The following is an 18,272-nucleotide window of genomic DNA, read 5'->3' as shown; positions in this document are numbered from 1 at the left end:
CCTACCCCGGCTGCGGCCATTGCCCCATGATCGTCGCAGCGTCGAAATAATCGCGCCAGTAGGTGATCAGCCCGTCCTCGACGACAAAGACCCCGGTCACCGGCAGCTCGACCCATTTGTCGGCCAGCCGGTGGCGGTCGAGCCGTTCGAACATGACGACATTGCCATTCACCGCGGCGCGCAGGATGCGGAACTCATTCTCCAGCGTCGGCGCGAAAAAGGGCTCGAGCACCGCGCGCACGCCGGCCGGACCGGTGACGGTGCCGATGGGCGGCGGATTGGTATAGGCGCAATCGGGCGCAATCAGCTTGACCGCATTGTCATAATCGAGCGGCTCCATCAGCTTGAGGAAGCGGGTGGCGATGGCCAGCGGAGAATCGTCTGCATCCATGATCGGCTCCTGCGCTTGTGTAGCAATCGCTACATAAGAGCCCAAGCCGCAAGCAACGTCAATGCCGCTTCGCAGCCATGCGCCTTATTGTGCCCCGTCACCGATCAGCGTGAACGGTGCCCAGGCATTGGGGTGCGCCCAGGTATCGATCGTGGTGTCGTGGCTGGCATCGTTGCGAATTTCCTGCATCGCTCGCTGGAATGCCTCGGCGCGGCTCAGGCCGGGTGTGTCGCGCTGGATTTCGATTGTCCGCACGGTCAGCCGCGCCGCCACATCGTCCCGCACCGGCCAGTGCGAGGCGAGCAGGGTGCGCGCGCCGGCAAAGAAGAAGGCCTGCGCCAGTCCGGACAGGCCGGGCGCGCCCTCGCTGCCGTCTCCGGCGGCGGTGTTGCAGGCGGACAGGATCACCCATTCGGCGTTGAGCCTGAGGCCGGCGATTTCCGATGCAGTCAGCAGGCCGTCATCGTCGGGCGACGCCTCCCGAGGCGGGGTGAACACCAGCCCCGGCTCGACCGCACCGTCGATCTCGCCCGCCATCAGTCCATGGGTGGCGAGCGCAAGGATGCGTGTCTGGCTGAGGTCGGCAGAGCGGATCGCGCTTTCGGTCGCGGCCGCGCCGAGCCGTACCGACCGGGCGGGCGCGCCCAAGGCACTGCGCATGTTGGCGAGTTCGGTCGCGGTGCCGGGCAGTCGCGCCAGCCGCTTGAGCTGGGCGATATTGGCGAGCGGCACCGTTCCGGTCGCGCTCGCTGCGCTTGCGGCAAAGACATCGCCCATCCGCGTCGCGGCACTGCGGGTTGCGCCGCGCCCGCCACCCCGGGTGGCGGCCTGCCCGTCGAGCAGCGGATCGCCGAAGCCGGAAAAGCCGCTGACCTGCGTGGTTCCAGCCGTTTCGGCCAGCAGCCGGCGCTGCAACTGCAGCGATTGCAACGTCGGCATGCGGATCAGCGCGTACTGGTCTGCCAGCCAGTGGGTCGCGCGCAGGCTCGCCGGGTCGCCATCGGCACCGGTCGGCTCCTCGGTCACCAGCACGCCCAGCGGCAGGCTGGTCAGGGACCCGCTGGTGACGACGAAGACATGGCGCTTGCCTTCCAATATGCTCTGCACCGGCTGGATCAGGTGGGTGTAGAGGATCCAGGCATTGCGGCGGGAGAAGGGGTAGCCGCGCCCGCCTTCCTCCTGCCACGCGGCCGCTTCGCTCATGCTGACATCGACCGGCGCGCCGAGATCGAACAGCAGCCGGCGCACGCTCCAGTCGACCTGGGAGGCAGTGATGTCGGCGCGCACCCAGGTGCCCGCGGTGCTGTTGAGCGCCATCACGTGCGTGCCATAGTCGGTCGGCACGATCATCAGCACCGCCTCGTCGGGCCCCAGCATCGACTGGGTCGCCTGCTGGCTGATCGCTTCGGGCCGGATCAGCGAGAAATAGTCGGGAAAACGGGTTCTGAGATCGGCATCGATGCGCTGCAGGTCGCGCTCGACCGACTGCAATTCTGCGCGCCGTTGTACGCGCAACGCGTCCGCATCCTCGCCCGCGCCGACCAGAGCGGCCGTCAGCGCCGTATTGGCGCGCTGCCAGGCCGCTTCGCCGGCCTCCCGCCGCTCCACCAGCGCGGCGAGTTCGGGGCCACGTGCGGCAGCCGTCTGTCGCGCTGCAGTACGCAGCACCGCCTGATCGGTACCACCCGCAGTCGCGATCTGCAGCGCCTCGAAAGCGCGCAGCACCGTCCGCTCGCCATTTTCGCGGGTCCGCGCCGCCCACAGGGCATCGGCGACCAGCGTCAGATTGGCGCTGTCGGACGCGCGATACAGCGCCGCGATTGTCTGCCGGCGCGTGTCGCTCGATCCGGCGTCGCGCCGCTGGCGGCTGCGCAGCGCATCGGCAACGATCACCGCCGGTTCGATTGCCTGCGCCCGCCGCTCCGGCAGTTCGAGTCGCAGATGGGCAAGGCTCGCTGCCATTTGCGTTGTCGTGGGGTGCGTGCGGCCCAGTGCCGCGATCGCACGGGCCAGCGCGTCGCTCAGGGTCGCATGCGCCTCCTCCTTGTTGCCGGCCCCCCATTGCGCCCAGCCAAGCATGAACTGCACCCGGATGGTCAGCGGATGGTCCGCGCCATCGACTGCGGCCATGCGTGGCAGCAGCGCGGCTGCCGCCGCCATGCTGCGTGAATGGTCGGCGCTGGCATGAAGCAGCTCGACCAGCCGCGCCTCCCCAGCCAGCGCGGCGGCGCTGTCCGGGCCTAGCCTGGCCGCCATTGCGGCGACATAGCGCCGGTAGAGGGGCTCGGCTTCGGCGTAGGCACCGTTGGCGAGCAGCATGTCGGCGAGGTTGATCTCGGACACGAGGGTCGTGGTCGAATCGGGCCCTTCGACTGCGCGGCGGACCGCCAACGCGCGCTGCTGCAGCGACAGTGCCTCGGCCGTGTCGCCGCGCACCAGCGTCATCCGGGCGAGCAGTTCCAGCGCGGCGACGGACAGCGGATGGTTGCTGCCATACCGCCGCTCGACGGTGGCCAGCACCTCGGTGCCGATTTCCTCGGCCTCGGCATAGTCGCCGCGCGCGGAGAGCAGGTCGGCCAGCGCGATGCGGTTGCCCAGCACCTCGCCATTGTCCGCGCCAAGGCGCCGGCTGCGCGCCTCGATGGCGCGGCGCATCACCGGCTCGGCCTCGCCGTAACGGCCCATGTCGACCAATATGGTCGCCATGTTGGCGGTGAGGCCCAATGTGGTGCGATGCTCGGGGCCGAGCGCACGACCTGCGCGCGCGACGATGTCCTGATAGATCGCCAGCGACTGCTCGTCGCGGTCGGTGATCAGCATCAGCGCGGCCAGCGCCTCCTCCAGCAGCAGCATATTATGATGATCGCGCCCGAGCTGCGCGCGGCCGGCCGCCAGCGCGCGCTCGACCATCGGCTCGGCCTCGCCGGGGCGCTTCATCCATTGCAGAAGCATCGTATAGATGTAGACGAGACGGGCGGTCTCTGCGTGGCCATCGCCGGCGCGACGGCGGGCGATGGCAAGGCCCTCGGCGAACATGGCCTCCGCCTCGGCATAGGCGCCCTGCTGCATGCGGATTTCGCCGAGATAGGACAGCGCCATCGCCCCGTCGATGCTGTCGCGTTGTCCGGCTGCATCGAGGATAGCCAGCGCGCGACGCAAGACCGCCTCGCCCTCGCTGTGGCGGGTGCCGATGATGTGCCAGCTCCCCATCTGGATCAGCGAGCGGGCGATGCGGACGTCGCCCGCCGGATAGCGGGCCTCGGCCAGTGCCAGCGCCTCTGCGGCGGCGCGGCCCATGGCGTCGCTGTCATCGCGATAATAGTCCTGCTCTGCCGCGGCGATCAGCGCGGCCCAGCGGGCGTCGGGGTCGGCGGGCAGAGCGTCGGCGGCCGGCGCGGCAGCGGGCCGGGCGGCGGGCGATGCCGTGCCGGTCTTCTGCGCCTGCGCCGGTGCGGCAGCAAGCGCGGCTGCCGCCAGAAAGATTGCCGTTGGTCCCCGCATGCCTGCCCCCCTCGAAGCGATGCCGCTGTTCAGGGTAACATGCTATTCGCGAAGGACAATCGCCGCTGTGGCGGGGCTCACAGCATGTAGCGGATGCGCACCTGCTGCTGCACCGGCTGGGTGCCGATGGTGAAGGCGGCAGCATCGAAGCGCGGCGGGCCCATGCCGATGCGCGGATTGCGGGAAAAGCCGAAGCCTTCGCGCGGCACCACCAGCGCCATGTCCATCCGCCCGTTGCCATTCTCGTCGTGGATCAGCGATACGGCATAGGTGCCCGGCACCAGCCCGTCGAACCGGACGCTCGCCTGGCTCGCCGGTACCGACAGGGTGCGCGCCGCACTGTCGCCCGAACAGTCGGGGAAATGCCGGCGGTTGGCGGTCAGGCAGACGCGGATCATGCCGCGCGTGTTGCGGGCATTGTCGAAAGTCAGCTCGAGCGAGGTGCCGGCCGGATCAGTCGCGTGCAGCGGCCCGGCCAGCGCCAGTGCTACCAAAACTGCCAAGCCCGCGGTCCGTGCCGCAGAGCCGATCCCAGAATCTGAAATATAAGCCATAGTTGCAGCGATACTCCGCATGATGACGCTGGTGATGGCTTGCCGTTATCAGATGTTTCCCTGCCCGGCCGTTAACCAGCCAGCGCGGAAACAATTCCCACCCCATGTGGTTCGTTACGCCCATAATCGTCATGATGGCAAGTACCGTCCCCAGCATGGCGACATGGATGGGGATGGCGAACACCAGCGCGGGGATGACCAGCGCACCGGTCAGCGCCTCCCAGGGGTGGAAGGCCATGGCGGCCCAGGCGGTCGGCGGGCGGCTGTCATGGTGCACCGCGTGCATGCGCTTGAACCACCAGGGCCGGTGCATCAAGCGATGGGTCCAGTAGAACCATGTGTCGTGCGCGGCGAGATAGAGCAGCACGGACAGCGGCGCATACCACAGCGGGTAATCCGCCCAGTCGGTGTAAATGCGCGTCCAGCCACGCTGCTGCCAGCCCCAGGCGACCACGCCGGCGGGGATGCCGTAGATGGCGGCGCTGGCAATGCTCCACCAGATTTCGCGCCGGATCTGCGGCGCCATGCCGGCATAAAGGCCCGGCCGCACCCGGGCGGTGATCGCCGCAAACAGCCCGGACGTAGCGAGATAGCGCACGCCGACGATGACGGTCATGGCCACAGCGGAAAGCAGCAGGGAGGTCAGCACATCCATCGCCGGTGGCTATGCCATCCCGGTCCCGGCTTTGCCAAGGCTGGTCTATGGGCCGTTACCGCCCCAGCGCGCGCAGCTTGCGCCCTGTCACCACCGTCTGGACGACGAACAGCGCCAGCAGCACCGTGGCGATACCGAAAGCGAAGACGTCGAAGCCGGTGAAGGCCGAGGTGCCAAGATAGTCGACGCCCCAGACATACATGCAGATGGCCATGGCGATCAGCATGATGCGCAGCTCGGTCGGCCCGCCCGACAGATAGGTCAGGTTGAATTCGCCGGTCACCTTGGCAGCGAGGAAGGTGTGGATCGACAGCAGCAGATAGGCCGCCAGCGCATAGAGCCCGATATCCAGCCGCACATAGGGGCTGAGGCCGATGCCGCCGATGATGAACAGATTGCCCAGCGCGTCGCTGCTGTGATCGATGAAATAGCCGAAGTTGGGCCGCTCGATCTTGCGGAAACGGGCGAGGCTGCCATCCAGCGAATCCCCGAACCAGTTGATGAACAGGCTGACCACGGCAACCCACAGCCAGTTGCGGTCGAAGCTGCTGAGGGCAAAGCCGGCACCGACGCCGACGGCGCCGAGAAAGCCGAGCGTGGTGAGACGGTCGGGCGTTACCGACAGCGGCATGCGTCCGGACAGCCAGGTAAGCAGGCGGCGTTCGCCGGCGGCGAGCAGATTACGCTGAATGCGCTGGACAGGGGGTGTCGTCATGGTCTCTCCGAAGCGCGCCATCAGGCCGCACACGCCACCCCGCGCGCCCCCATGAAACTTTTGTTACAGAAGTGCAAGCCGCGCCGCTCGCGCGACGGGCCAAAGCGCCCCGCAAACGCGCCATCCGGCCGCGATCAGATGATGCCGACGGCCTTGCCCGCGCGCTCGAACCGGCCGAGGATGTCCTCGACCTGCTCGGCGCTATGCTCCGCGCAAAGCGAACAGCGCAGCAGGGTCATGCCGGCCGGGGTCGCGGGCGGGCGGGCGAGATTGACGTAGAGGCCGTTCTCCAGCAGCGCCTCCCACATCATCGCGCCCTTTTCCAGATCGGGCATGATCACGGCGATGATCGCGCTCTGCGGCGTCTCGGTGCCGAGGCTGAAGCCCAGTGCCTTGAGCCCGCCGTGCAGCCGACGGCTGTTTTCCCACAGATGTGCGCGCTTGTTGCTGCCGCGCATCAGCTTGCGGATCGACGCCGCGCTCGACGCCATCACGCTCGGCGGCAAGGCGGCGGTGAACACATAGGGGCGGCAGACGAGGCGCAGCACCTCGAATTTGGGGTGGTTGGAAACGCAGAAACCGCCAACCGTGCCGACGCTCTTGGAGAAGGTGCCGATGATGAAATCGACGTCATCGATGACGCCCTGCTCCTCGGCGACGCCGCGGCCAAGCTCGCCGATGAAGCCCATCGAATGTGCCTCGTCGACCAGCACCATCGCGCCGGCTTCCTTGGAGACGCGGACCATCTCCTTGAGCGGTGCGACATCGCCCATCATCGAATAGACGCCCTCCAGCACCACCAGCTTGCCGGCCTCGGCGGGCAGGCGCTTCAGCCGCTTTTCCAAGGCCTCGACGTCGTTGTGCTTGAACGGCACGACCTCGGCATTGCCCATGCTGCAGCCGTCCCAGATGCTGGCATGGCTGTCGATGTCGAGGATGATGTAATCGCCCTTGCCGGCGATGGTGCTGATGATGCCGAGATTGGCCTGGTAGCCGGTCGAAAAGACCATGGCATGGTCCATCGCATAGAATTCGCGCAGCGCCGCCTCGACATCGCGATGATCGCGGAAGGTGCCGTTGAGCACGCGGCTGCCGGTGGTGCCGGCACCGAAATCGTCGAAGGCCTGCTTGCCCGCCTCGATCACGTCAGGATCGAAGGTCATGCCCATGTAATTATAGGTGCCGAGCAGGATGGTCTCGCGCCCGTTGCAGATGGCAACGGTCGGCGATTTCACTTCCTGCATCACCAGATTGAACGGATCGGTCACCCCGGTTTCGAGCAGCGCCGCGCGCTGTTCGATGATGGGATCGAATTTCGAGAAAAGGTCGGTCATCTCAAATCCCAATACCGTAGCCTTGAGCTTGGCGAAGGGCGTCTTGCGCCAAGGCAGACAAGCGCCCTTCGACAGGCTCGCGGGCTACGGAGCTAGTTCAGGCCTTCAGCTTGTCCACTGCGTCGATCAGCTGGCCGACGGTCTCGATCTCGGCCTGCATGTTCATGGTGATGACGATGTCGAACTCATCTTCGACCGCCGCGACGAAATCCATCACCGTCAGGCTGTCCCACTCCAGATCGCCGGCAAAGGTGGTGGCATCGGTCAGCGCGACACCCTTTTTGTTGAACGGTTCGATCAGGGTGTGGATCGCCTGTGCAGTGGCGGTGCGGTCGGACATGAAATCTATTCCCGTGATGCCCGGCACGCGGGCGTGATGCGGTGAGCGGTTAGGCACCTATTGCGGCGATATTCGGGCCTAAGCAAGTCGCAGGCAAATGCGCGCCGCGCGGCGCGGGTTGCACAGGCGGGATCGAGCGCGCACCATGGCGCCGGGGCAGCAGGGAGGGGAATATGGTCCAGTCGTTCGGTGAAAATGCATCTGTACAAGCGCATGCGTCTCCGCCGACCTACTCCCCCAACGGCATCCACCTTGTCCGAACGCTGCAGCAGGTCACCATGCAGCTCAGCCAGATGGCCGACCAGAAGGCATCGATCCTGATGGGCGCGACCTTCGTGGTGTTCACCGTGTCGATCGGCCAGGCAGGGCGCGCCACCATGCCGGCGGCATTGTGGGTACTGGCGCTGTTCGCCTTTGTCTCGGCCGTGCTGGCGGTAACCGCGGTGCTGCCGCGCGTCACCCACCAGCAGCCGCTCGAACCAGGCAGCAACCTCCTGTTCTTCGGCAATTTCAGCCGGATGGACGAAGATGCGTTCGTCGAAGCCGCAAAGCACAAGCTGATCGCGGAAGATGACCTGTTGGAGGCGATGCTGCGCGACATCCACCAGAATGGCACGGTGCTGGCGCAGCGGAAATATCGTTATCTCGCACTCGCCTACCGGACCTTCGTCGTGGGATTGACGCTGACTTTGCTGGTGTTCGTCGCCGAGCGGGCAGTCCTGTACTGGCGGTGACAGGCCGGGGTCCGGCTGCGGGCGGCCGCCGGATTTTTCTTGGGTTTCAGGCGGGCTGACCCTATAGACTTGCCATGCAGGATATCCCCCAGAGCGACAGTCACGACACCCCCAATCCCAACGCCTATGGCGCAGACTCGATCAAGGTCCTCAAGGGCCTCGATGCGGTCCGCAAGCGGCCGGGCATGTATATCGGCGATACCGACGATGGCTCCGGCCTGCACCACATGGTGTTCGAGGTGTCGGACAATTCGATCGACGAGGCGCTCGCCGGCCATGCCGACCATGTGCTGATCGTGCTCAATGCCGATGGTTCGGTCTCGGTCGAAGACAATGGCCGCGGCATCCCCGTCGACATGCATGCCGAAGAGGGCGTGTCTGCGGCGGAAGTGATCATGACCCAGCTGCACGCCGGCGGGAAGTTCGAGAACACCACCGAAGGCAATGCCTACAAGGTGTCGGGCGGGCTGCACGGCGTCGGCGTTTCGGTGGTCAATGCGCTCAGCGAATGGCTCGAGCTGACGGTGTGGCGCAACGGCCGCGAATATTGGATGCGGTTCCGCAACGGCGATGCCGAGGCGCCGCTGGTCGAGCGCGGGCCGGCGCCGATGGTGGCCGATGGCACGCCCAAGCGCGGCACCCGCGTTACCTTCCTTGCCTCGACCGAGACGTTCAAGAATGTCACCGAGTTCGACTTCGACAAGCTCGAGCATCGCTACCGCGAGCTGGCGTTCCTCAATTCGGGCGTGCGCATAATCCTCGCCGACGCACGGCATGAGGAACGCCGCGAATTCGAAATGTTCTACGAAGGCGGCATCGCGGCCTTCGTCAAATGGCTCGACCGCACCAAGACCGCGCTGCTGCCCGATCCGGTGGCGATCAGCGCGGTGCGCGACGGCGTCGGCATCGATGTCGCGCTCGAATGGAACGACAGCTATTACGAGAATGTCCTCGCCTTCACCAACAACATCCCGCAGCGCGACGGCGGCACGCATCTCGCCGCCTTCCGCGCCGCGCTGACCCGCACGCTCAACAATTACGCCGAACGGTCGGGCGCGCTGAAGAAGGAGAAGGTGTCGCTGTCGGGTGAGGACATGCGCGAAGGCCTGACCGCGATTGTCTCGGTCAAGCTGCCCGATCCCAAATTTTCGAGCCAGACCAAGGACAAGCTGGTCAGCAGCGAGGTCCGCCAGCCGCTCGAGAGTCTGATGTCGGACAAGCTCGACCAGTGGCTGGAAGAAAATCCCGCGCTCGCCAAGCAGATCGTGCAGAAGGTGATCGACGCCGCAGCCGCGCGCGAGGCCGCGAAGAAGGCGCGCGAGCTCACCCGGCGCAAGGGCGCAATGGACATCGCCAGCCTGCCCGGCAAGCTCCACGACTGTGCCGAGCGCGATCCGGCCAAGTCCGAACTGTTTCTGGTCGAAGGCGACAGCGCAGGCGGCTCCGCCAAGCAGGGTCGCGACAGCCATTATCAGGCGATCCTGCCGCTCAAGGGCAAGATCCTCAACGTCGAGCGGGCGCGCTTCGACAGGATCATCGGATCCAAGGAAGTAGGCACGCTAATCCAAGCACTTGGCGCGGGCATCCGCGACGAATTCAACATCGAGAAGCTGCGCTACCACAAGATCATCATCATGACCGACGCCGACGTCGATGGCGCGCACATACGTACACTGCTTCTGACTTTCTTCTATCGTCAGATGCCGCAGATCATAGAAGGCGGCTATCTCTACATCGCCCAGCCGCCGCTCTACAAAGTCGCCAAGGGCCGGTCGGAAGTCTATCTCAAGGACGATGCCGCGCTCGACCAGTATCTGGTCGATGCCGGCATCGATGCGCTGCGGTTCGACAGCGCGGTTGGTGCCCGCACCGGCGGAGACCTGCGCGCGCTGGTCGACCATGCCCGCCGCCTGCGTGCGTTGATGACCTATGTGCCGCGCCGCTATGACCCGGCACTGGTCGAAGCGCTGGCCATCAACGGCGCCTTCGCATCGGATCTCGACGATGCAGGTCGCGCCACTGCGGCGTCACGGGCGGCGCTGTGGCTGAACGCTGTCGAAAAGGCGCAGGGCGATGGCGGTGTCTGGACCGTCGACGTCAGCGTAGAGGGCGGTTTCCACGTCCAGCGCCGCTGGCGCGGGGTGACCGATCATCATGTCATCGAGCCGGGCTTTGCCGCGTCTGCCGAGGCCCGCAAGCTCAGCACGCTGCTGGCCGAAGTGGTTTCCGACTATGCGTCGCCCGGCAAGCTGGTCGGCGCCGGCAGCCTCGCGGCGGAACCGGACACCGAGGAGGAGGAAGCCGAGGCTGACGCCGCCGCGGCCAAAAAGCCGGCCAAGCGCGGACCGAGCGATGTCATCGCCCGCCCGTCCGACCTGCTCGACGCCATCCTCGCCTTCGGCCGCAAGGGTCTGGCGATCAGCCGCTACAAGGGTCTGGGCGAGATGAATGCCGAGCAGTTGTGGGAAACCACGCTCGATCCCGCCAACCGCTCGCTGCTGCAGGTGGAGCTCGAGACCGCGGACGTCACCGACGATGTCTTCACCCGCCTGATGGGCGATGAAGTCGAGCCGCGCCGCGAGTTCATCCAGGACAATGCCCTCAACGTGGCCAATCTCGACGTATGACGGCGCCGGCGATCCGGGCCGCCGCGCCCACCGATGCAGCACGGATCGCCGCCATTTACGCCCATCATGTCCTGCACGGCACCGCCACATTCGACGTCGATCCGCCGGATGAGGCCCATATGGCCGCGAAGCTGGCCGACCTCGCCGGCAAGGGCTGCCCGTTTCTGGTGGCCGAGGTGGATGGTGCCGTCGTCGGCTATGCCTATGCCGCCCCGTTCCGCGACCGCGCCGCCTATGCCGGGACGTGCGAAGACAGCATCTACATCGATCCGGGATATGTCCGCCGCGGCGTCGGCACGGCACTGCTCGCCGCGGTCATCGATGCCGCGGGAGCGCGGGGTTATGTGCAGATGATCGCAGTAATCGGCGGGGGTGAGCCGGCCTCGGTCGCGCTGCACCGGGCGCATGGCTTCCGTGACGCCGGGCGGCTGGAGGCGGTGGGCCATAAATTCGGTCGCTGGCTGGATATCGTGATGATGCAGCGCGCGCTCGGCGCGCCATGAGCCTGCGGTCCGCGCTGTACACGGTGGCGCATCATGTCCGGCTGGTCTGGTGGCGCGTCCGACGGCCGCATGTCTATGGGACCAAGGCGGTTGTCATCAATGCGCGGCGGGAGGTGCTGCTGGTGCGGCATGCCTATGCCATGCACGCGCTGTTCATGCTGCCGGGCGGCGGTTTCCGGCTGAGTGAGGACCCGGCCGCGGCGGCGGCCCGCGAGGTGATGGAGGAATGCGGCATCGCCGTGCGCGGTCCGATGCGGCTGCACGGTCGCTTTCTGGAAACGGCACGCGGTGCGCGCAACCATATCCACGTTTATGTCGGCGAGGCAGCTGATGACGCTGCGGCGCCGCGGGCCGACGGTCACGAGATTGCCGAGGCGGCCTGGTTCCCGATCGACGCGCTGCCGCCCAATATTTCCGCGCCATCTGCCCGGCGTATCGTCGAAGTGCGTGACGGGATCGCGCCTGCCAGCAGCGACTGGCGCGCCGAAGGGTCGCTGGCCTGACCGCCGTCGCGGCGTCAGCCGAGCATTCGCGCCAGCACGCCATCCTTGAGCACGAAGTGGTGGCGCAGCGCGGCGGCGATGTGGAGCACCAGCAGGCCGATCATCGCATAGGCAAGCAGCTCATGCCCTTCGTGCGCGACTTCCCACAGCGCCGATTCCTTGACGACGTCGAACTTCATCACCGGGAACAGGCCATAGAAATCGAGCGGGCGGTCCCCCGCCGAGGACATGATCCAGCCGCTCAGCGGGATCAGGATCATCAGCGCGTAGAAGATCCAGTGGGTGACGCTGCCCAGCGTGCGCTCCCACCCGGCCATGTTGGCGGGGAAGGCGGGTGGACGATGCGTCAGCCGCCAGCCAAGCCGCACGATGCTGAGCGCCAGGATCAGCAGCCCCGTCGACTTGTGCAGCGGCATGATCAGCGCCGGAGCGATATCATGGGCGAGGCCGCCGATCAGGTTGCCGATGATCAGCAGGCCGATGATCCAGTGCAGCCAGCGCGCGACGCGGGTGTAGGTGGCGGTGTCCATGAGTGCTCCCCGGCAATTTGGCGACATCTTTGATCACGATGTGTCGCAAAATCATGCCGGACGCAATCACCCTGCCCAGCGCAGCCCCACCCACAGGGTACGTGGCGCGCCGAGATCGATGCTGCCGCCGCTGTTGCGGGTGACGATGTCTTCGTCCGCCAGATTCTCGGCCCGCAGCACGAGGGTGAAGCCCGCGCCGAGCGGGGCGCGGACCAGCGCGTCGATGGTGGTGGCGGCGGGGATGGGGTCGAGGTTGCGATCATCCTCAAACACCTGACCTATGTAACGCGTGGACAGTTGCAGGAGCCAGTCTGCTTGCTGCCAGGAAATCGTTACGGAACCGGAATGTCTTGGTGTCTGCGCCGGGCGCAGGCCATCGAGGCTGGTCCCCGGCGCGCGGACGCTGGCGTCGCTGTAGGCCCAGCCCGCATCGAGCCGCCACGGGCCGGATGCCCAGGCCAGGCTGCCCTCCAGGCCGCGCGCGCGGATGGCATCGACATTGCGTCGCTCGCGCAGGTTGGTGCCGATGGTGACATTGGCGATCGCGTCTTCCAGCCGGTTGTCGAAAGCGGTGAGGCCGAGGGTCAGGCCATCCGCCGGCCGCAGCTCGACGCCTGCCTCCCCCCCGCGGATCCGCTCCGGCCGCAGCGCGGCATTGGCGCGGGTGACGACGGGGAAGACGGTGAAACCGCGATAGAGTTCGTTGAGCGTCGGCAGGCGGAAGCCGGTGTAGGCGGAGGCGCGCAGCGTCACCGGCGCGACCGGCGACCAGGCGGCGGCGGCGCGGAACGAGCCGAGCGTATCGCTGCGGCCCACAAAACGGTCATCGCGCTGCAGCGTGCCGTTGGGGCGGATTTCCTGCGCGAAGCCGTCGCTGAGCCGCCAGTGGTCGATGCGCGCCCCGCCGGTGAGCGAGACATCCCCGAACAGCAGATCGCCTTCGACAAAGCCGCCCAGCGTCAGCGTGCGGCCGCCGGCGCGGCGGGTGAGGGTGCGCGCGCCCGAGGCGGCCAGCGCATCCTCATCGGCGCGCCCCTCCGCCCCGCGCACATCGACACCGAAGCGCAGCAGCCGGCCCACGCTGCCCGGCGCGCGCAGCTCCAGCTTGCCGCCCCAACCGGTGGTCGGCGTGGCGCGCTGGTCGAGCGTCGGGCGGAAGCTGGTGGCGCTGACCACGACCGAATCGAAATCGCGCGCCTGCACCCAGCCGAGCGCCTCCACCCCCCAGCCGCCGCGCCCCGCGCCCGTGCGCAGCAGGCGCAGCGAGGCATCGACCCCTTCCGCGCCCGATGTCGCCCCGGCAAAGCGCAAGGTGCGGTCATCGCGGAAGGCGGAGAGGCGCGGGTGCAGCGTCACCCCGTCGCCCAGCGGCACGGCGGCGGAGAGCGCCGCCTGCGTGCCACGATAGCGCGCGGGCACGGTGGCGGCGACGCGCTGCGCCAGCGGCGTGGTGAAGAACCCATCCCCCCGGTCATGCCGCACGTCGAGCGCGACATGGCCTGCACCCAGCGGAAAGGCGGCGGCAATGCTGCCCTCCAGCGCGTCATCGCTGCCATAGGTCAGCGCGGCGGAGAGCGGCGGGCGGGCAGAGGGCGCGCGCGAGGTCAGCTCGATCGTCCCCGCCACCGCGCCGGAGCCGAACGGGCCGATGCCCGATCCGCGGGTGACGGTGGCGCTGGCGATGCTTTCCGCCGGCAGCGCGGTGAAGGGGATGAAGCCGAAAAAGGCATCCGCCTGCGGCACGCCATCGAGCGTGAGCAGCGTGCGCGACGAGGCATTGCCGCCCAGGCTGCGCAGCGTGATGCCCTGCGCGCTGGGATTGGCCGAGCGGCTGTCCGACCGGCGGAACTGCTGGAAGCCGGGAATGCGCGCCAGCGCCTCCTCGATGCGGCCCGATGCGGTGGCGGAGAGGCGGTCGCCGCTGATCGTGACCGGGCCATAGGCGGCGGCGGCGGGGGGCGGGGGCAGCGCGGTGACGATGATGTCGTCGCCGGAGGTGGCCGATTCGGACGGCGTTTCCGCCGCGTCGGGCGCCGGGCGGCTGTCCGCCGGCTGCGCGAGGGCGGCGGCGGGGATCAGCAGGGCGGAGAGGGCGAGGGCGGAGGCGAGCGTGGAGGGGAGGGCGCGGGGGAGCATGGGGGTGCTATGGCGCGGCGCGGGGCGTTTGTCGAAGGGGTTTGGCGGCAGCGGCGACTCCCGCGTTCGGGCGGGGGCGCGGCGGGAGAGGGGGGAAGGGTTCACGCAGAGGCGCGGAGGCGCGGAGGGTTTGCGCGGCGGGGGCGGTGGCCTCGTCCGCAGGGGCACAATTTGCAAGATTGCTCGGAGCGCGCGAAACGCAAACATCGATCTGCCTTTGACAAAGTGAGCATCAGCGCTAACTCATTGAAAAATTTTCCATTTTACTGGCATGTCATTTTTATATATTTGCATGTCATTTGGTGACACTTGAATCACAAAAAAGTGTTCCCTACATGTTCGTCTAATGAGCGTGAGGGCAATACCATGGCTTGGAATAGGGAACGCGCTGAGCAACGAATTGATCGCTTGATCCAGTCGGTGCCATCGGTGCGAACATTGGACTTGTCTTCTGAACTGGTACCGATGTTGATCGATGAGGCGCGCAGGGGGATGCGGGCTTCTGCTGATTTTAGGCCTAGTCTACATAATATCTCTAGAAATGAAGCCATCGTTGTTGATGGCGTTCACGTCTATGCGCGTCTTGCCAATTATGATGAATTTCGCCTTGAGGGAAGACAGGAAACTGAACAGGGACATAAAAGAGGGTTAAATTTTCTGCATCTTCACTATGCTGCAAGCGACCGGATAATTGAAGACTTTGGCGCAGTGCGTATTGACTATCACGGCGGTCGAATGCATTGTGTGATCGTCGATCCAGTGAACGACGAGCATGCTCGAGTGGCCAAAGCCATTGAACTTGCACAGAGACTGATTGAGTTTGCTTCCGTGGCGGCTCGGGACATAGCAAACGGCGGCTACCAAGCAAGACTCAAGATTGGCATCGACACCGGCAAGTGTGTGGCGATCAACAGCGGTTCTGGGCACGAGCAAGAGCCACTTTTTCTAGGAAATGCTGCGAATTATGCGGCTAAGCTGGCTGAAGGGGATGGGGATGGTATTTTCCTTTCTAACCGGGCTCGCGCAGTCATTGGCTTGGGAACATACCCAACTTTAGCCGAGGAGCGGTCATTTGGCATTGACGCTGGGACCCGTCTTCGTGCCTCGACCATCGCAACCGCACGTCACCCTGAGCTTGTCGGAGTGTTTGGCGAAGGAGTTGGTACCTACGATCGTCTGATCAAAGAATGGCGGACCGATTTGCGAGAGTTTCGCGAGTACGCTGGGGGGCAATCTGCCTTTACTTTTCACGAGCATACTCCGCCTTTGAAGACAATCGATTTCGGGGCGCTATCGCCTAGTAAATCGATCAGAATGCCACTGGTTAGTATATTTGGTGATGTGTCCGGCTACACGGCCTATATCGAAAACGCGATGCAAACTGGGCAGGTCGGGCCTGCCATACGTGCAATTCACGTCATTCGAGGTGAGTTGCATAATGTCTTAAGGCATGACTTTGGATCTCGGAAAGTCCGATACATCGGCGATTGTATTCATGGATTGCTCGCGGTCGGCCAGCCAGGAAACATTGATCTCCAGCGCTCATCGATTGAAGCCGTGCAGTGCGGGGCCGCGATGCGTTCCAGCTTCAATCTGATAAAGGAAACGCTGCCGAATATCGATGCTTTGGGCATCGCAATTGGCATTGAGGCTGGCATCACGCCTGTTAGTCGGATCGGTCGCCGTGGAGATGGAAGCGTGCGAGTGGCTAGCAGCTCAGCCACAATAACATCAGAAGCGGAGCAAAGCGCGGCGACTGGCAACCAACTGGCAATTGGAGAGGCTGCATTTGATGTCCTGCCACTTTATATCAAGCGCTCGTTCACTGATCGAAAGATCGAAGGCCTAGACATTGATGTGTATGACTTGATGTTCAGCGGTTCACCTGCTGTAGTCGGTGACGGAGTAGATTCCGCCCGGGCCCATGGTGTTGCTTCGGCCGCCGCTAGCTCTGAGCCATCAAGAGCGCATTGTGTCATCAGATAGGCAAATTCCGTATCTTGCCGACGCCGCGCCCCAATGGGTCTCGATTAAGCGCAAGGGCAACAAGATCATTGGCACAGCGACGATCCAACGACCGAATGGTGGATCGTGGCCCGCAATCCCTCTTGAAATCAGCGTATCCGACAAGGGAAAGCTTCAAGCAAGGGAGCATCCACAGCATCGTTGGCCTACCTTCTGTCCTCAACGCCATATCAATTATGGTGGCTACTTTTGTCTTGGGTTAGGCGAAGTGCCAAATGTGCAGAATACCGAAACCGCTGAACGATGGTGGACCATTTTACAGGAACACTTAAAACTACAGATCGAAGTAGATTATACACGAAACTGGCGTCGCGACAGAGAATGGGATCACGGTGACGCTGGAATAACCCAGCAGAAAATGGAAGCGCTTGTGGTTGATTACCCTGCCCTTCTTACTGAGGTCCGCTCTGCTCACGTTGACCGCTCTGGCTGGCTAGCTAGATCGCTTCCGAGACTGTCAAAAGATGGAAGCAGACTGGTAAATGGACGGGCGCCGTGCCCAAGAGGGTGCCTGCGACGGAAGCATCCAATCTTAAGGCGGGCCTGTCCCAATCGAGCAATTGTACATAAACTTGTGGCGTTGGAGCGGTTGAAGCAAAAGCAATCGGTGGAGTTCTGGGACTCGATCAAAAACGAACGCTGTTGTGAGAGCATGAGTGTGTGTCCACTGCGGCGAGGAGACTAGAGATTGACTGATCTAACTGCTGAGACATCACGCGATCTACGAATTCAGCTCCTCACTGAGCAGAGATCGATTCAATGCGATGTTGAGTTGGCAGCTGCGCTTGAAGCAGCAGGTGAGTCGATCGAGTTGCCGCCGAATAGGCGCTTTATCGAACAGGGAACCTACGAAGACGACGTGTTCTTCATTATACGCGGATCGGCTTACGTAGAGACAAATCGACAACGTCATGCGATCAGATCGCATGGTTGCCACGTTGGTGAGATGGCCCTTTTTGATCCGGGATCGGGGCGATCAGCGGACGTCATTGCCGGTGACAATGGTGCAACTGTCATCAAAGTTTCTGGATCAAAAATTCGCGCTATCGGGGACCGTTTTCCCTCACTCTGGAGAGGTATGGCGCGCGAATTATCCGAACGACTTCGCGGACGGGATAGCCAATTTCAGAAGCCGAATGATATACCAGTAATCTTTATAGCTTCGTCAGGTGCCGCCAAACCTATTGTCGATCTCGTATCTAAGGGTTTGAATTCAGACAATCGACAAATCCGATCTTGGTCGGACCCCAATATATTTGCACCATCTGATTTCACGTTGGACAGCCTGTTAGATCAAGCACAATCTGTCGATTTTGCAGTTATCATAGCAACGCCAGACGATCTCGTTTGGAAGAATGCAAAGAAATGGTGGAGAAATAGCAAAGCACAGCGCGCAGCACGCGACAATGTTCTTCTAGAATTTGGACTGTTTGCCGGCGCATTGGAGCGCCAGCGAGTGGTCGTATTAGAGGGCAAAGGCGTTGGTCTGCCCACTGACATGCAAGGTCTAACGACATTACGCTTTTCTGACGTGTCAGACTTAGATCTGAAAATCGCACAAATCGGGACGCGCATAGATCAGCTTGGTCCAATACAACGATTAAGGCGTTCTGAGCTGCGCTAGCTTTCCCCTTCCCCCGCACCCCCGTTCCATGGCACTGCACCCGCCATGTCCTCCCCGTCATCCTCTCCCCAACCCTCGCCCCCCCGCGTCCGTGCGCCTT

Annotated in this window: 16 protein-coding genes; 7 read left to right on the top strand and 9 right to left on the bottom strand. The window is 64.4% G+C overall.

All coding sequences use genetic code 11. The features are described 5' to 3' along the window. Position 1: 1 nt before the first annotated feature. The 7 genes from AC0QC4_RS02445 to AC0QC4_RS02415 form a co-directional block, all read right to left on the bottom strand. Complete coding sequence (locus AC0QC4_RS02445; RefSeq protein ID WP_483658124.1) at positions 2-391, bottom strand: limonene-1,2-epoxide hydrolase family protein; 390 nt, start codon at positions 389-391, stop codon at positions 2-4. An 84-nt stretch (positions 392-475) separates the two neighbouring features. After that, positions 476-3,892: a CHAT domain-containing protein gene (locus tag AC0QC4_RS02440; protein ID WP_483658123.1), complete on the bottom strand. Its 3,417-nt coding sequence runs from the start codon at positions 3,890-3,892 to the stop codon at positions 476-478. A gap of 77 nt (positions 3,893-3,969) precedes the next feature. Next, complete coding sequence (locus AC0QC4_RS02435) at positions 3,970-4,395, bottom strand: DUF2141 domain-containing protein (RefSeq protein ID WP_483658122.1); 426 nt, start codon at positions 4,393-4,395, stop codon at positions 3,970-3,972. Continuing rightward, positions 4,346-5,101, bottom strand: coding sequence for a sterol desaturase family protein (locus AC0QC4_RS02430; protein ID WP_483658121.1), 756 nt, complete (start codon positions 5,099-5,101; stop codon positions 4,346-4,348). The genes AC0QC4_RS02435 and AC0QC4_RS02430 overlap by 50 nt, the downstream gene beginning before the upstream one ends. A 55-nt stretch (positions 5,102-5,156) precedes the next feature. After that, positions 5,157-5,816: a CDP-alcohol phosphatidyltransferase family protein gene (locus AC0QC4_RS02425; protein ID WP_483658120.1), complete on the bottom strand. Its 660-nt coding sequence runs from the start codon at positions 5,814-5,816 to the stop codon at positions 5,157-5,159. Positions 5,817-5,950: 134 nt separating this feature from the next. Further along, positions 5,951-7,150 carry a serine palmitoyltransferase gene (spt, locus tag AC0QC4_RS02420; RefSeq protein ID WP_483658119.1) on the bottom strand — a complete coding sequence of 400 codons (1,200 nt, stop codon included), beginning with the start codon at positions 7,148-7,150 and terminating at the stop codon, positions 5,951-5,953. Between the two features lie 97 nt (positions 7,151-7,247). After that, positions 7,248-7,490 (bottom strand): acyl carrier protein, encoded by a 243-nt coding sequence (locus AC0QC4_RS02415; RefSeq protein ID WP_483658118.1) that lies wholly within the window; start codon positions 7,488-7,490, stop codon positions 7,248-7,250. A 173-nt stretch (positions 7,491-7,663) separates the two neighbouring features. On the opposite strand from AC0QC4_RS02415, the gene AC0QC4_RS02410 reads away from it, so the two are divergent. The 4 genes from AC0QC4_RS02410 to AC0QC4_RS02395 all read left to right on the top strand — a co-directional run bounded on the left by AC0QC4_RS02410 (position 7,664) and on the right by AC0QC4_RS02395 (position 11,857). Beyond that, positions 7,664-8,224, top strand: a complete 561-nt coding sequence (locus tag AC0QC4_RS02410) for a Pycsar system effector family protein (protein ID WP_483658117.1) — start codon at positions 7,664-7,666, stop codon at positions 8,222-8,224. A gap of 74 nt (positions 8,225-8,298) precedes the next feature. Then, the gene (gene gyrB, locus AC0QC4_RS02405) at positions 8,299-10,851 is read left to right on the top strand and encodes a DNA topoisomerase (ATP-hydrolyzing) subunit B (RefSeq protein ID WP_483658116.1); all 2,553 of its coding nucleotides are present in this window, start codon (positions 8,299-8,301) and stop codon (positions 10,849-10,851) included. Next, positions 10,848-11,354 carry an N-acetyltransferase family protein gene (locus tag AC0QC4_RS02400; RefSeq protein WP_483658115.1) on the top strand — a complete coding sequence of 169 codons (507 nt, stop codon included), beginning with the start codon at positions 10,848-10,850 and terminating at the stop codon, positions 11,352-11,354. Before gyrB ends, AC0QC4_RS02400 begins: the two co-directional genes overlap by 4 nt. Next, on the top strand, positions 11,351-11,857 hold the full coding sequence (locus AC0QC4_RS02395) for an NUDIX domain-containing protein (RefSeq protein ID WP_483658114.1): 507 nt from the start codon (positions 11,351-11,353) through the stop codon (positions 11,855-11,857). Before AC0QC4_RS02400 ends, AC0QC4_RS02395 begins: the two co-directional genes overlap by 4 nt. Before the next feature lie 14 nt (positions 11,858-11,871). Here the strand turns inward: AC0QC4_RS02395 and AC0QC4_RS02390 are convergent, their stop codons facing one another. Further along, complete coding sequence (locus AC0QC4_RS02390) at positions 11,872-12,387, bottom strand: cytochrome b (protein WP_483658113.1); 516 nt, start codon at positions 12,385-12,387, stop codon at positions 11,872-11,874. A gap of 66 nt (positions 12,388-12,453) precedes the next feature. After that, on the bottom strand, positions 12,454-14,523 hold the full coding sequence (locus tag AC0QC4_RS02385; RefSeq protein ID WP_483658112.1) for a TonB-dependent receptor: 2,070 nt from the start codon (positions 14,521-14,523) through the stop codon (positions 12,454-12,456). A gap of 444 nt (positions 14,524-14,967) precedes the next feature. Between AC0QC4_RS02385 and AC0QC4_RS02380 the strand changes: the two genes are divergently transcribed. The 3 genes from AC0QC4_RS02380 to AC0QC4_RS02370 are packed head-to-tail and all read left to right on the top strand — an operon-like array spanning position 14,968 to position 18,172. After that, positions 14,968-16,509 (top strand): adenylate/guanylate cyclase domain-containing protein, encoded by a 1,542-nt coding sequence (locus AC0QC4_RS02380; protein ID WP_483658111.1) that lies wholly within the window; start codon positions 14,968-14,970, stop codon positions 16,507-16,509. Further along, positions 16,448-17,233 (top strand): E2 domain-containing protein, encoded by a 786-nt coding sequence (locus AC0QC4_RS02375; protein WP_483658110.1) that lies wholly within the window; start codon positions 16,448-16,450, stop codon positions 17,231-17,233. Before AC0QC4_RS02380 ends, AC0QC4_RS02375 begins: the two co-directional genes overlap by 62 nt. A gap of 3 nt (positions 17,234-17,236) precedes the next feature. Then, the gene (locus tag AC0QC4_RS02370) at positions 17,237-18,172 is read left to right on the top strand and encodes a TIR domain-containing protein (RefSeq protein WP_483658109.1); all 936 of its coding nucleotides are present in this window, start codon (positions 17,237-17,239) and stop codon (positions 18,170-18,172) included. The last annotated feature ends 100 nt before the right edge of the window (positions 18,173-18,272 follow it).

The sequence above is a fragment of the Sphingomonas sp. jy18 genome (assembly GCF_056931895.1).
The sequence above is the reverse complement of the archived record's forward strand: the minus strand, read 5'-3'. Positions and strand labels throughout refer to the sequence as shown.